The sequence below is a fragment of the Ruegeria arenilitoris genome (assembly GCF_013035315.1).
GTDB classification, from domain to species: Bacteria; Pseudomonadota; Alphaproteobacteria; order Rhodobacterales; family Rhodobacteraceae; genus Ruegeria; species Ruegeria arenilitoris_D.
Window position 1 is genome coordinate 122,199 of the sequence record NZ_WQHP01000007.1, and the last position, 13,399, is coordinate 135,597.

At 58.8% G+C, this 13,399-nt stretch carries 12 protein-coding genes; all 12 read left to right on the plus strand.

Going from position 1 to position 13,399, the window contains the following annotated elements; translation table 11 throughout:
• Positions 1-34: 34 nt before the first annotated feature.
• Positions 35-883 (plus strand): peptidylprolyl isomerase, encoded by an 849-nt coding sequence (locus GOV53_RS16210; protein ID WP_170468323.1) that lies wholly within the window; start codon positions 35-37, stop codon positions 881-883.
• 5 nt (positions 884-888) lie between these two features.
• Positions 889-2,115, plus strand: a complete 1,227-nt coding sequence (gene argJ, locus GOV53_RS16215) for a bifunctional glutamate N-acetyltransferase/amino-acid acetyltransferase ArgJ (RefSeq protein WP_170468325.1) — start codon at positions 889-891, stop codon at positions 2,113-2,115.
• Entirely contained in the window at positions 2,112-2,510 is a 399-nt protein-coding gene (gene mutT / locus GOV53_RS16220; protein ID WP_170468327.1) for an 8-oxo-dGTP diphosphatase MutT, read from the plus strand. Before argJ ends, mutT begins: the two co-directional genes overlap by 4 nt.
• Before the next feature lie 341 nt (positions 2,511-2,851).
• Entirely contained in the window at positions 2,852-4,843 is a 1,992-nt protein-coding gene (locus GOV53_RS16225; RefSeq protein ID WP_170468329.1) for an AMP-binding protein, read from the plus strand.
• A gap of 78 nt (positions 4,844-4,921) precedes the next feature.
• Entirely contained in the window at positions 4,922-5,740 is an 819-nt protein-coding gene (locus GOV53_RS16230) for an ABC transporter ATP-binding protein (RefSeq protein WP_170468331.1), read from the plus strand.
• Between the two features lie 29 nt (positions 5,741-5,769).
• A complete protein-coding gene (locus tag GOV53_RS16235) occupies positions 5,770-6,756 on the plus strand; it encodes a branched-chain amino acid ABC transporter permease (protein WP_170426197.1) in 987 nt (328 codons plus the stop codon).
• Positions 6,757-6,758: 2 nt separating this feature from the next.
• On the plus strand, positions 6,759-7,016 hold the full coding sequence (locus GOV53_RS16240; RefSeq protein WP_170426195.1) for a hypothetical protein: 258 nt from the start codon (positions 6,759-6,761) through the stop codon (positions 7,014-7,016).
• 3 nt (positions 7,017-7,019) lie between these two features.
• Positions 7,020-8,096 carry a branched-chain amino acid ABC transporter permease gene (locus GOV53_RS16245; RefSeq protein WP_170426193.1) on the plus strand — a complete coding sequence of 359 codons (1,077 nt, stop codon included), beginning with the start codon at positions 7,020-7,022 and terminating at the stop codon, positions 8,094-8,096.
• Between the two features lie 74 nt (positions 8,097-8,170).
• On the plus strand, positions 8,171-9,454 hold the full coding sequence (locus tag GOV53_RS16250; RefSeq protein WP_170426191.1) for an ABC transporter substrate-binding protein: 1,284 nt from the start codon (positions 8,171-8,173) through the stop codon (positions 9,452-9,454).
• A 70-nt stretch (positions 9,455-9,524) separates the two neighbouring features.
• The gene (locus GOV53_RS16255; protein WP_170426189.1) at positions 9,525-10,358 is read left to right on the plus strand and encodes an ABC transporter ATP-binding protein; all 834 of its coding nucleotides are present in this window, start codon (positions 9,525-9,527) and stop codon (positions 10,356-10,358) included.
• Between the two features lie 19 nt (positions 10,359-10,377).
• Positions 10,378-11,595: a phenylacetate--CoA ligase family protein gene (locus tag GOV53_RS16260; RefSeq protein WP_170468333.1), complete on the plus strand. Its 1,218-nt coding sequence runs from the start codon at positions 10,378-10,380 to the stop codon at positions 11,593-11,595.
• A gap of 120 nt (positions 11,596-11,715) precedes the next feature.
• On the plus strand, positions 11,716-13,380 hold the full coding sequence (locus tag GOV53_RS16265; RefSeq protein ID WP_170468335.1) for an ABC transporter permease: 1,665 nt from the start codon (positions 11,716-11,718) through the stop codon (positions 13,378-13,380).
• Positions 13,381-13,399 lie beyond the last annotated feature (19 nt).

Genomic DNA, 13,399 nt, shown 5'->3' on the forward strand with positions numbered 1-13,399 from the left:
GCGCCCTGTCGCGGCAAGAAAATAGGATGAATCCATGCCCAAAGGCCTCACTTTTCTGCCATCGCTGGCTCTGGCTGCCGTGATGGCGCTGCCGCTTGCCGCCGAAACCAAGCCTGATCCGGATACGGTCGTCGCCACCGTGAATGGGGATGAGATCACATTGGGTCACGTTATTGCGTCCGTTGCAGCGCTGCCGCCGAACTACGCCGAGATCGAAGACGATGTTCTGTACGGCTTCATCATCGAGCAGTTGATTCAGCAGCAATTGCTTGCTCAGGAACAGGACGCGCTGACCAGACTGAACCAGCTGGGGCTGGAAAACGAAGCCCGGTCTATGCAGGCGGTGCAGACGGTGAATACACTGGTCGGCGACGTTGTGACGGATGAGGCGATCCAGGCTGCTTATGACGCTCAGTTCGCTGAGTTTGAGGGCGAGGATGAGTTTGATGCCAGCCACATTCTGGTAGAAACAGAAGACGAGGCAAAGGCAATCAAGACTCTGCTGGATGACGGTGCCGATTTTGCTGAGACGGCCAAGGAAAAATCCACCGGCCCGTCAGGCCCCAATGGCGGGTCTTTGGGATGGTTCGGCAAGGGTCGGATGGTGCCGGAATTCGAAACCGCCGTGCTTGAGCTGGAAAAGGGTCAGGTATCCGAACCGGTCCAGACGCAGTTTGGCTGGCACGTGATCATCCTGAACGATACCCGCAAGTCCGAAGCACCGGCGCTGGAGGTTGTGCGTGACCAGCTGGCCCAGACCATCCAGCAGGAAACCATTCAGGCCAAGATCGATGAGTTGACGCAGAAGGCGCAGATCGAACGCCCCGAGCTGGATGGCGTTGGCCCCGAGGTCATCCGCCAGATCGAGTTGATTCAGGAGTAAGTCGCGTGGCCACGATCACCAAGGTTTCTCCGTTGGCTCCGGCGGCTTTTCCCGACTTGCCCGCCATTGACGGTGTACGTTTCGCGACGGTCGAGGCTGGCGTGCGCTACCAGGGGCGGACCGATGTCATGCTGGCGGTACTGGACCCGGGCACTTCGGTGGCCGGGGTGTTCACCCTTTCGGCCACACGTGCGGCCCCAGTTCTGGACTGTCAGGAGAAAATCGGCGGGGCCAGTGACGGACCCGCGGCCATTCTTGTGAACTCGGGCAACGCCAACGCCTTTACTGGCCATTACGGTCAAACCTCGGTGGCCGAAGTGACACAGGCGGTCTCGGCCGCAACCGGTGTTCCGGTGGAACGGGTCTTTACCTCGTCCACCGGCGTGATCGGCGAGCCGCTGCCCCATGATCGGATCGTGGCGCAGCTTGAGGCGCTGAAGGCGGGCCTCAGCCGCCATGCGGTCGAAGACGCCGCGCGGGCGATCATGACCACTGACACCTTTCCCAAAGGGGCGTCGGCACAGGTAGAGATTGACGGCAAAACAGTCTCTATTGCAGGGATTGCCAAAGGCTCAGGTATGATCGCGCCGGACATGGCGACGATGCTGGTCTACATCTTCACCGATGCCAAGATCGACCAATCGGCTCTGCAGGCCCTGTTGGGCGCGCAGACAGACCGCACGTTCAACTGCATCACGGTGGACAGCGACACCTCGACCTCGGATAGTCTGCTGCTGTGCGCGACCGGAGCCTCGGGCGTGGACGTTAGCGGAAATGCGGCGTTCGAACAGGCGCTTGAAAAGGTGATGCTGGACTTGGCGCAGCAGGTTGTGCGCGACGGGGAAGGGGCCACGAAATTCGTGGAAATCCGCGTGACTGGCGCGGCCTCGGACGCAGATGCCAAGGTGCATGGGTTGGCGATTGCAAACTCACCGCTGGTGAAAACCGCGATTGCGGGTGAGGATCCCAACTGGGGCCGCATCGTGATGGCCATCGGCAAATCCGGAGCCGCTGCCGACCGCGATCTGCTAAGCATTTCGTTCGGAGACATTCTGGTGGCCGAGAAAGGCTGGGTCAGTCCTGATTACCGCGAAGAAGACGCCGCCGAATACATGAAGGGTCAGGATCTGGTGATCGCCGTCGATCTGGGTCTGGGTGATGGAAAATCCACCGTTTGGACCTGTGACCTGACTCACGGGTACATCGAAATCAACGCGGATTACCGTTCATGAAGACAGTGTTGGTTTCCGCTGTCGCCCTGATTGACGTCGAAGGCCGCGTCCTGCTTGCCCAGCGGCCTGAAGGCAAATCCATGGCTGGTCTGTGGGAGTTTCCCGGCGGTAAGATCGAACCCGGCGAAACCCCCGAGGCCGCTCTAATCCGAGAATTGCATGAGGAGCTGGGCATCGACACCTGGGCCTCATGCCTCGCGCCCTTGACCTTCGCCAGCCACAGCTATGACGATTTCCACTTGCTGATGCCACTGTTTGCTTGTCGGAAGTGGGAGGGGATACCGCAGTCCAAGGAAGGGCAGGCGCTGAAATGGGTGCGGGCGAATGATCTGAGGAACTACCCGATGCCTGAAGCGGATGTGCCACTGATCCCGATTTTGAGGGATTGGTTGTAGAGAAGAGAGCAGAGCGTTTTCTTCGATTTAGGATCGCAATTGTGTCACGTGGATTGAAGCTAACACTTCTGATTGTATTGGCGGCTGTAACTTTGCCAGCACTCGCCTAAGTTTGGTTGATCCTGGTTATCGCTTTCTGGTGAGCCAGAAACTCTCGATCTTTCAGTTTGTATTTCTTGCACAACTGGCAAGGTCATCCGCCCACTGTTGTTACAATTCGTAAGAATTGAGAAAACATCAGGAAAAAGTTGACGCTGATCGTGCAAGCGTCCCTTAATCGGGGCGTTGGCGTCCGGGGTTGATCCTCGGGTCCGCCGTTTCCGGCCCGGAGGAGGGGCCGGATGGGGAGGAGAAGAAGATTGGCTCAGACGCAGTCGGGCGCCGAAGGGTTGCAGTCCCTTCCGGCGCTTCTACACCGCAATGCGACCCAGTTCGGGGACGTCCCGGCATATCGGGAAAAGGAGTTCGGAATCTGGCAATGCTGGACCTGGGCCGAAGCGGCCAAGGAGGTTCGTGCGATTGCGCTGGGATTTCTTGAGCTTGGCGTCGAACAAGGCGACCATATCGCCGTCATAGGCCGCAACCGCCCAGCACATTACTGGTCGATGGTCGCCGCCCAGATGGTAGGGGCGGTTCCGGTGCCTCTGTATCAGGACTCGGTTGCCGAAGAGATGGCCTATGTTCTGGAACATTGCGGCGCGAAATACGTCGTCTGCGGCGATCAAGAGCAGGTCGACAAGGTCATCGAGATTCAGGAGAACCTGCATCAGGTCAAACACATCCTCTACACCGACAAGCGCGGGATGCGGAAATACGACCATTCTCAGATGAACGCGCTGGATGACATCATGGCCGAGGGCAGCGCCGGTCACGCGCGGTTTGATGCCGAGCTGGATAAGCGCATCGCGGCGATCACCTACGACGATACCTGCGTGATGCTCTATACCTCGGGCACGACCGGAAAGCCCAAGGGCGTTGTTTTGTCGAACCGAAATGTGATCGAAAGCGCCAAGAATTCGGCTGAGTTCGACCACCTGACCCGGAATGAGGACATCCTGTCCTACCTACCGATGGCCTGGGTAGGCGATTTCATCTTTTCCATCGGTCAGGCCTATTGGTGCGGCTTTTGCGTGAACTGCCCCGAGAGCGCTGATACTATGATGACCGACCTGCGTGAGATCGGTCCGACTTACTTTTTCGCCCCTCCGCGCGTGTTCGAGACGCAGCTGACCAATGTAATGATCCGGATGGAGGATGCGGGCAAGCTGAAGCAGCGCATGTTCCATCACTTCATGGCGCACGCCAAGAAGGTTGGTGGTTTGTTGCTGGATGGCAAGCCTGTTGGTTTTGGCGACCGGATGAAATACGCGCTGGGCAATATGCTGGTGTACGGACCGCTGAAGGACACGCTCGGCTATGGCCGGTTTCGTGTCGGCTATACTGCGGGCGAGGCGATCGGGCCGGAGATTTTCGATTTCTACCGCTCGCTGGGCATCAACCTGAAGCAGCTTTATGGCCAGACCGAGGCGACCGTGTTCATCACCGTGCAGCCTGATGGTGAGGTTCGGGCGGACACCGTGGGCGTCCCCGCACCGGATGTTGAATTGAAAATCGACGACAATGGCGAGATCCATTATCGCTCGCCAGGCGTGTTCGTTGAATACTACAACAATCCGGATTCCACGGCTTCGACCAAGGATGCCGAAGGTTGGGTTGCGACGGGCGATGCCGGGTTCATCGAAGAAGGCTCGGGCCATTTGCGGATCATTGATCGGGCCAAGGACGTTGGCAAAATGGCTGACGGGTCGATGTTCGCGCCGAAATATGTCGAGAACAAGCTGAAGTTCTATCCTGATATTCTTGAGGTCGTGCTGTTCGGTAACGGCAAGGACCGCTGTGTGGCTTTCATCAATATCGACCTGACCGCGGTAGGTAACTGGGCCGAACGCAACAACGTAGCCTACGCGTCATATCAGGAACTGGCGGGCCATCCCCGCGTGTTGGAGACGATCAAGGCCCATGTGGAAGAGGTGAACAAATCGGTGGCCGCAGACGAGATGCTGTCGGGGTGCCAGGTCCATCGCTTTGTGGTGCTGCACAAGGAACTGGATGCGGATGATGGCGAGATGACCCGGACCCGGAAGGTTCGCCGTGGGTTTGTCGAGGATAAGTTCCACGACATTATTGCCGCGCTTTATGACGGGTCCTCGAGCGTTTCGACCACCACCGAAGTGACTTATGAGGACGGACGTAAGGGCTCGATCTCGGCCACGCTTGAAATCGTCGATGCCCCGGTTGTGCCGGTCGCGCAGCACAAGGTGGCGGCGGAATGAGGGGTCGTCGAGCGCCGCTCGACCTGCGGTCGTCGCCCCGCCCGCCGTCCCGTTTTTCCGCAAGTCAGGGAGTGACTGATGCTGGATAATTCCGAAGGATATGTCACCGAGGATGGCCGCAAGATCGGCGGTGTGGTGATGGAGATGAAGAACATCACCCTGCGCTTTGGCGGTGTCGTGGCGATCAAGGATATCTCGTTCGACATTCGCGAGGGTGAGATTCGCGCCATCATCGGGCCGAACGGGGCCGGTAAATCCTCGATGCTCAACGTGATTTCCGGGTTTTACGTGCCTCAGGAGGGCGAGGTCTGGTTTCATGGGGCAAAACGCCCGCCGATGCGCCCCTATGAGGTTGCGCGGCAGGGGATTGCCCGGACGTTCCAGAACATCGCCTTGTTCGAAGGCATGAGCGTTCTGGACAACGTGATGACCGGCCGGCTGAACTATATGAAAACAAACATCTTTCAGCAGGCATTTTGGAAGGGCAAAGCCGAGGCGGAAGAGGTCGCAAACCGCGAGGCGGTGGAAAAGATCATCGACTTTCTGGAAATCCAGCACATCCGCAAGACGCCGGTGTCTCGCTTGCCGTATGGCCTGAAGAAACGCGTCGAACTGGCGCGCGCTCTGGCAGCCGAGCCCAAGCTGCTGCTGCTGGATGAACCGATGGCCGGCATGAACGTCGAAGAGAAAGAGGATATGAGCCGCTTTATCCTCGACGTGAATGACGAGTTCGGCACCACGATTGCCCTGATCGAACACGATATGGGCGTTGTGATGGACCTGAGCGACCGCGTGGTCGTGATGGATTATGGCCGCAAGATCGGCGACGGCACCCCGGACGAGGTGCGCAACAATCAGGAAGTCATCGATGCCTATCTGGGGGTGAGCCATGACTGACCATCTGACAGACATGAGAGGGGGCGCACATGCCTGAACAACTCGTATTTGCGATGGAGGTTATCCTCAACGGTCTGATGGCCGGGGTTCTCTATGCGCTGGTGGCTCTGGGCTTTGTTCTGATCTACAAGGCTTCGGGTATTTTCAACTATGCCCAAGGGGTTATGGCGCTGTTCGCGGCGATGACGCTGGTGGGAATCATGAACGGACAAGTGCCGTTTTCCCATCTGATTAACGCGATCTTTGGGACGCATATTCACTACTTTGGCTGGAACGTCCCGGCCATTGTGGCGATCCTCTTGACGATGGCGGTGATGGTTCTGTTGGCTTGGGCCGTGCAACGGTTCGTGATGCGCCATCTGGTGGGGCAAGAGCCGATCATCCTGTTCATGGCGACCATCGGTCTGGCCTATTTCCTTGAAGGTGTGGCTGACCTGATGTGGGGGTCCGAGATCAAGACGCTGGATGTGGGCCTACCGCAGGGCATCAACCTGTGGATCGACGAGAGCACGTTCAACATCTTTGGCTACGGCTTCTTCATCGACAATCTGGACATAGTGGCGACGATCATCGCTGCCCTGCTGGTCGCTGCGCTGGTTGCGTTCAGCCAGTACACCAAACAGGGCCGCGCAATGCGTGCCGTTGCCGATGATCACCAAGCCGCGCTGTCGGTTGGTATCTCGCTGAACTTCATCTGGATCATGGTGTGGTCGGTCGCAGGGTTTGTGGCTCTGGTCGCGGGCATCATGTGGGGTACGAAATCGGGCGTTCAGTTCTCGCTGTCGCTGATTGCCCTCAAGGCGCTGCCGGTGCTGATGCTGGGTGGGTTCACCTCGATCCCCGGAGCGATTGTGGGCGGCCTGATCATCGGCGTGGGTGAGAAACTGTTCGAATTCGCCATCGGCCCGCTGGTCGGCGGCGCGACCGAAAACTGGTTCGCCTATGTGCTGGCGTTGATCTTCCTCGTCTTCCGGCCGCAGGGCTTGTTCGGTGAGAAGATCATCGAGAGGGTTTAGCGATGCAAAAGCTGATCGCCATCGTAAACGTCATCTCGTGGGCCGGGTTCTGGGCGTTTGGGTATATCGCTCTGACTTCGGACGATCTGAGCCCGAGCCAGCTGACGATCGCCGCGATCTTGGCCTTTGCCGGGCTGGTCATGGGTATTCTGGCCTACCTGAAACTCGTGCGCGCCTCAGAGGCGAGCGGATATGCCAAAGGGTCCAATCAACTGGACGCCGCAGCCCGGAACCGGGCGCAGGAAGAATGGGGAAAGTAAGACATGTTCTATCGTGAGGCCGGAGACTTCAAAGTCTCTTACGTGGATGACAGCCAGACTTTCCCGATCAAATTCGACCGGTATCGCTATTACGTGGTTCTGGCAGTGGCGTTCGGGATTATTCCCTTCATCATCAATGACTACTGGGCCAACGCGCTGCTGTTGCCTTTCCTGATCTACGCGATTGCCGCAATCGGCTTGAACATTCTTGTCGGCTATTGCGGGCAGGTGTCCCTGGGTACAGGGGGGTTCATGGCCGTCGGGGCTTATGCCTGTTACAAGCTGATGACGGCCTTTCCCGATGTCAGCATGTTCATCCATGTCATTCTTGCCGGAGGCATCACCGCGATTGTCGGGGTGCTGTTTGGTCTGCCCAGCTTGCGGATCAAGGGGTTTTACTTGGCCGTGGCCACGCTGGCGGCACAGTTCTTCCTTGTGTGGTTGTTCAACCGGGTGCCTTGGTTCTACAACTATTCGGCCTCGGGACAGATCAACGCGCCTGAGCGTGATGTGTTCGGCATCATCATTACCGGTCCGAACGCCTCGGCCTGGGCCACCTATCTGTTCTGCCTGATCTTCCTGACCATCAGCGCCATCATTGCCCGCAACCTGACACGTGGCACCACCGGGCGCACCTGGATGGCGATCCGCGATATGGACATCGCGGCCGAGATCATCGGGGTGAACCCGCTGAAGGCAAAAATGAGCGCCTTTGCCATTAGCTCATTCTTCATCGGCATCGCTGGCGCGCTGTTCTTTGCAGTCTACCTTGGTGCGGTCGAAGTTGGCGAAGTGTTCGGAATTCAGAAATCATTCCTGGTGCTGTTTATGATCATTATCGGTGGATTAGGGTCTATTTTCGGATCCTTTGCAGGCGCAGCGTTCCTTGTTTTGCTGCCGGTGGTCCTGAAAGTTGTCGGCGTCGACGTCCTGGGCTGGCCCACCGATATCGTAGCGCACCTGCAACTGGTGATCGTCGGCGCGCTGATCATCATGTTCCTGATCCTCGAACCACATGGTCTGGCGCAGTTGTGGCGCGTGGCGAAAGAGAAACTCAGACTCTGGCCGTTCCCTCACTAGGGTCAGGCCCAATCATAAGACGGGCGGCACAAGCCCGAACCCAACATCGGACTAACCAAGGGAGGAGACACCCGATGAACAAGACACTGGCAACCATGGCGCTGGGCGCCCTGATGGCCGCAGGGCCGGCGATGGCGGATCTGGTGATCCCGGATCTCAGCTATCGGACCGGACCGTACGCTGCGGGCGGTATCCCGTTTTCGGACGGATACAACGACTATTTCACCCTGCTGAATGAACGCGACGGCGGCGTTGGCGGCGAACCGATCCGTGTTGTGTCCTGCGAAACCGGATACAATACGGAAAAAGGCGTTGAGTGCTACGAGTCCACCAAAGGCGAAGGCGCTCTGGTGTATCAGCCTCTGTCCACCGGTATCACCTATCAACTGATCCCCAAAGTGACCGCCGACAACATCCCGCTGCACACGATGGGCTATGGCCGCACCTCGGCGGCAAATGGCACTGTGTTCAGCCACGTGTTCAACTACCCGGCCAACTACTGGAACGGTGCCTCGGGCGCGATCAACTATCTGCTCGAGCAGAATGGTGGCGACCTGAGCGGTAAGAAAATCGCGCTGGTTTATCACAACTCTGCCTACGGAAAAGAGCCGATCCGCACCCTGGAAACCCTGGCCGAGAAGTATGGCTATGATCTGGCGTTGCTGCCGGTGGATCACCCGGGTCAGGAACAAAAGTCCCAGTGGCTGCAGATCCGCCGCGACAAGCCTGACTATGTGATCATGTGGGGCTGGGGCGTCATGAACCAGGTCGCCGTGCAAGAGGCCGCGAACATCCGGTTCCCGATGGAAAACTTCATCGGTGTCTGGTGGTCCGGTGCCGAATTTGACGTCGAACCGGCTGGTGAAAAGGCCAATGGATACAAAGCTCTGACCTTCACTGGTCTGGGTAAGGACTATCCGGTCTATGGCGATCTGCAAACCTTTGTCGTCGATGCAGGCAAAGCTGCCGGTGCCGGGGATCAGTTGGGCACGGTGCAGTACAACCGGGGCCTTTACGCCGCGATGCTGGCCGCCGAGGCCATCAAGACCGCACAAGAGATCCACGGCGTTGCCGACATCACCCCTGCGATGATGCGGGACGGTATGGAAGCTCTGGAAATGACCAACGCAAAAATGGATGCGCTTGGTATGGGCGGTTTTGGCCCGGAGTTCACGGTCACCTGTGAAAACCACGGTGGCCCAGGTTTGGTTGGTGTCGTCCAGTGGGATGCCTCTGCCAAGACCTGGAACACGGTTCAGGACTTCAAGCCGACCGATGCCGAAGTGATTGGCGCCCTGATCGCCGAGGACTCGGCTGCTTATGCGGCAGAAAACAACATCGATACGCGCTGCAACTAAAGCGCTTTGACTTTCGGGGCGGCGGGTTGCTGCCGCCCCGACCCCAACACACGCACGAGGACATGCCCGGATGCTGGATGCGGCTCAAACCACTGACGTGCAGGCGGAAACCCTGCTTGAAGTCAACAATATCGAGGTGATCTACAACCACGTGATCCTCGTTCTGAAAGGCGTCAGCCTGACCGTACCCAAGGGCGGTATTACGGCCCTGTTGGGTGGTAATGGCGCGGGCAAGACCACAACGCTGAAGGCTGTTTCCAACCTGCTGCATTCGGAACGCGGCGAGGTCACCAAAGGAACCATCACCTATCGCGGCAACAGCGTGCACGAAAGTGATCCTGCCGATCTGGTGGAAAAGGGCGTCATCCAGGTGATGGAAGGCCGCCATTGTTTCGAACACCTGACCGTTGAGGAAAATCTGCTGACCGGGGCTTACACCCGCAAGGATGGCAAGGCGGCCATTCAGCAGGACCTTGAGTTGGTCTACACGTATTTCCCGCGCCTCAAGGAACGCCGCCGATCGCAGGCAGGCTATACCTCGGGCGGAGAGCAACAGATGGTTGCGATGGGCCGGGCCCTGATGTCGCGACCCGAGACGATTCTGCTTGATGAACCCTCGATGGGTCTCGCCCCGCAACTGGTCGAAGAGATTTTCGGCATCGTCAAGGACCTGAACGAGAAAGAAGGCGTGTCCTTCTTGCTGGCCGAACAGAATACAAATGTGGCTCTAAGGTTCGCGCATTACGGCTATATTCTGGAATCGGGGCGCGTTGTTATGGACGGTCCCGCCGCCGACCTGCGCGAAAACCCGGATGTGAAAGAGTTCTATCTGGGCATGTCCGATGAAGGCCGCAAAAGTTTCCGTGACGTGCGATCTTACCGCCGCCGCAAGAGGTGGCTGTAAGGGAATGGAGGATCTGGCGATGACCTATTACGACGCACTCGAAACCCGATCAGCCGATGAACGTGCCGCCGATCAGGCGCAGGCGCTGCGCACTCAGATCAGCCGTGCCCTATCCGCCCCCGGGTTTGCGGCGCATCTGGCCGGTGCGGATACGGATGCCGTGACCTCTGCCGACGATCTGGTCAGACTTCCGGTTCTGCGTAAGTCAGACCTGGCCAAAGCGCAGGCATCGCGCCCGCCCTTTGGCGGTTTTACGGTTAAACCGGCGCGACACTTTCATCACGTGTTCCAGTCCCCCGGTCCGATCTACGAACCGGGCAGCACGGATCACGACTGGTGGCGCATGGGGCGGTTTCTGAACGCGGCGGGCGTAGGCCCGGGTGATATCGTTCAGAACTGTTTCGGCTACCACCTGACGCCAGCCGGCATGATCTTTGAAAATGGTGCGCGGGCCGTTGGTGCAGCGGTGCTGCCAGCTGGCACCGGACAGACCGAGTTGCAGGTGACTGCGGCGCGGGACGTCGGGTGTACCGCTTATGCGGGCACGCCGGATTACCTGAAAGTCATTCTGGACAAAGCCGATGAGATGGGCGTGGCCCTAGAATTCTCAAAAGCTGTCGTCGGTGGCGGGGCACTGTTCCCGTCCCTGCGTCAGGACTATGCCGACCGGGGCATTTCCTGCCTGCAGTGTTATGCCACGGCCGATCTGGGCAACATTGCCTATGAAAGCGCCGCGATGGAGGGGATGATCATTGATGAGCACGTCATCGTCGAGATCGTCACTCCGGGCACCGGAACACCGGTGGCACCCGGAGAAGTGGGTGAGGTTGTGGTAACCTCTCTGAATCCTGATTACCCGCTGATCCGCTTTGCCACTGGTGACCTGTCCGCGATCATGCCGGGTGTTTCCCCTTGCGGTCGCACCAACCTGCGGATCAAGGGCTGGATGGGCCGTGCGGACCAGACCACCAAGATCAAAGGCATGTTCGTGCGACCGGAACAGGTCGCGGCCCTTGTCGACAAACATGACGAGATCGTCAAAGCCCGCGTCATCGCTGCCCGTCAGGGCGAGATGGACACCATGACCGTTCAGATCGAAAGCGCAGGGGGGGACGACATGGCCTACGCCAGGTCCGTCGTCGAGGTCCTGAAGCTGAAAGGCGCGATCGAGGTGGTTGCCCCCGGATCGCTACCCAAAGACGGTTTGGTGATTGAGGATCAGCGCGTCTACGAATGATCACAAAGCCCGTCTGCGGCAGTATGTGCCGCAGATTTGTTCCCCTGCAGACTGGTGTTTCTTAGCATTTTGGTCGATTAAAGGCTAATCAACAGCCAACGCCAGTCACAACCCGGGTCCATGGCCGAAATCGACTATTCAGAACACGGAACGCGCAATCGCGGCGTGCTGGGCACGCGATTGGTGGCCACGGTGGCCTACCTTGTTGCTGCCGCCTGTCTGCTGCCGATGGTTGCCGTTGTTCTGGCTGCTGTGACGGGTGGGACAGATACAGTCTCGCATTTGTTAGAGACGGTTTTGCCAGGCTATGCGCTGACAACCGTCATTCTGGTGGTTCTGGTGGCCGCTGGCACGTTTTCAATCGGTGTGGGCGCGGCTTGGCTGGTGACGATGACCCGGTTTCCGGGCGTACGCTTTCTGGAAATCGCGCTGGTCCTGCCGCTGGCCTTCCCGGCCTATGTGCTGGCCTATGCCTACACGTTCATTCTGGACCATCCGGGAATCGTGCAAACCACGCTAAGGCAGGTCACCGGCTGGGGCCCGCGGGACTATTGGTTCCCCGAAATCCGCTCGACCGAGGGCGCGGCGGTGATGCTGATCCTCGTGCTGTATCCCTATGTCTATCTGCTGGCCCGTGCTGCGTTTCTGCAGCAAAGTGCCACCGCCTTTCTGGCAGCCCGGGCGCTGGGCAAAAGCCCGTGGCTAGCGTTTTGGCATGTGTCGCTGCCAATGGCGCGCCCGGCTATTGCGGGCGGTGTCTTGTTGGCGATCATGGAGACGATCGCCGATTTTGGCACGGTGGCCTATTTCGGCGTTCAGACTTTTGCTACGGGTATCTACACCAGTTGGTTCTCGATCGGCGACCGCGCCGCCGCTGCGCAGCTGGCATTGTGCCTGTTGGGGTTCGCTCTGGTAATGGCCGTGGCCGAACGGATGCAGCGTGGCAAAGCGAAATACTATCAGGCGGGCAAAAGCCATGCCTCTCTGCCGTCGGCGCAGTTGAAAGGTTGGCAGTCCGTGGCGGCCTTTACCCTATGCGCCATTCCGGTGATGCTTGGGTTCCTGCTGCCGGTTTTCATCCTGATTCAAATGGGTCTGACTTCGGAACAGAACCTGCTGTCGCGGCGCTATATCGGGTTCATCCAGAACTCACTGACACTGGCCGGGGTGGCGGCGGTCGTCACCGTCTGCGCGGCAATCTGTGTGGGGTTCTTCCAACGCCTGCGTCCGGGGCGCGGGTCGTCCAGCGCGGGTTATCTGGCGCGGTTGGGCTACGCCGTGCCGGGTGGCGTGATTGCCGTCGGATTGATGGTGCCCTTCGCCAGATTCGACAACGCATTGGATGCGTGGATGCGCGAGACGTTTGATGTCTCAACAGGGCTGCTGGTCACCGGGTCGATCTGGTTGTTGGTGGCGGCATACATGGTGCGCTTTCTGGCTGCTGCGCTCAGCGCATATGAGGGGGGTCAAAGCACCGTGCATGCCAACATGGATGCCGCATCCCGGTCTTTGGGCCAATCACCGTTGGGCACGCTGCGCCGGGTGCACCTTCCGATCCTGACGCCTTCGCTGCTTACGGCCCTGCTGATCGTTTTTGTCGACGTGATGAAAGAGCTGCCGGCGACCCTGATCATGCGGCCTTTCAACTTTGATACATTGGCGGTTCAGGCCTATCGTTTGGCCTCGGATGAGCGGTTAGAGGGGGCCGCTGTGCCGTCTCTGGTGATCCTTGCTGTCGGGCTTTTGCCGGTGATTCTGATCTGTCGACAGGTCGGGCGGCGCTAGCGCGCAGCGATCCAAAAAT

What these genes read in the sequence shown, in the direction of transcription:
- GOV53_RS16210 (WP_170468323.1), top strand. Translation starts at nt 35, where the DNA reads ATGCCCAAAGGCCTCACTTTTCTGCCATCGCTGGCTCTGGCTGCCGTG.
- mutT (WP_170468327.1), top strand. Translation starts at nt 2,112, where the DNA reads ATGAAGACAGTGTTGGTTTCCGCTGTCGCCCTGATTGACGTCGAAGGC.
- GOV53_RS16225 (WP_170468329.1), top strand. Translation starts at nt 2,852, where the DNA reads ATGGGGAGGAGAAGAAGATTGGCTCAGACGCAGTCGGGCGCCGAAGGG.
- GOV53_RS16230 (WP_170468331.1), top strand. Translation starts at nt 4,922, where the DNA reads ATGCTGGATAATTCCGAAGGATATGTCACCGAGGATGGCCGCAAGATC.
- GOV53_RS16235 (WP_170426197.1), top strand. Translation starts at nt 5,770, where the DNA reads ATGCCTGAACAACTCGTATTTGCGATGGAGGTTATCCTCAACGGTCTG.
- GOV53_RS16240 (WP_170426195.1), top strand. Translation starts at nt 6,759, where the DNA reads ATGCAAAAGCTGATCGCCATCGTAAACGTCATCTCGTGGGCCGGGTTC.
- GOV53_RS16245 (WP_170426193.1), top strand. Translation starts at nt 7,020, where the DNA reads ATGTTCTATCGTGAGGCCGGAGACTTCAAAGTCTCTTACGTGGATGAC.
- GOV53_RS16250 (WP_170426191.1), top strand. Translation starts at nt 8,171, where the DNA reads ATGAACAAGACACTGGCAACCATGGCGCTGGGCGCCCTGATGGCCGCA.
- GOV53_RS16255 (WP_170426189.1), top strand. Translation starts at nt 9,525, where the DNA reads ATGCTGGATGCGGCTCAAACCACTGACGTGCAGGCGGAAACCCTGCTT.
- GOV53_RS16260 (WP_170468333.1), top strand. Translation starts at nt 10,378, where the DNA reads ATGACCTATTACGACGCACTCGAAACCCGATCAGCCGATGAACGTGCC.
- GOV53_RS16265 (WP_170468335.1), top strand. Translation starts at nt 11,716, where the DNA reads ATGGCCGAAATCGACTATTCAGAACACGGAACGCGCAATCGCGGCGTG.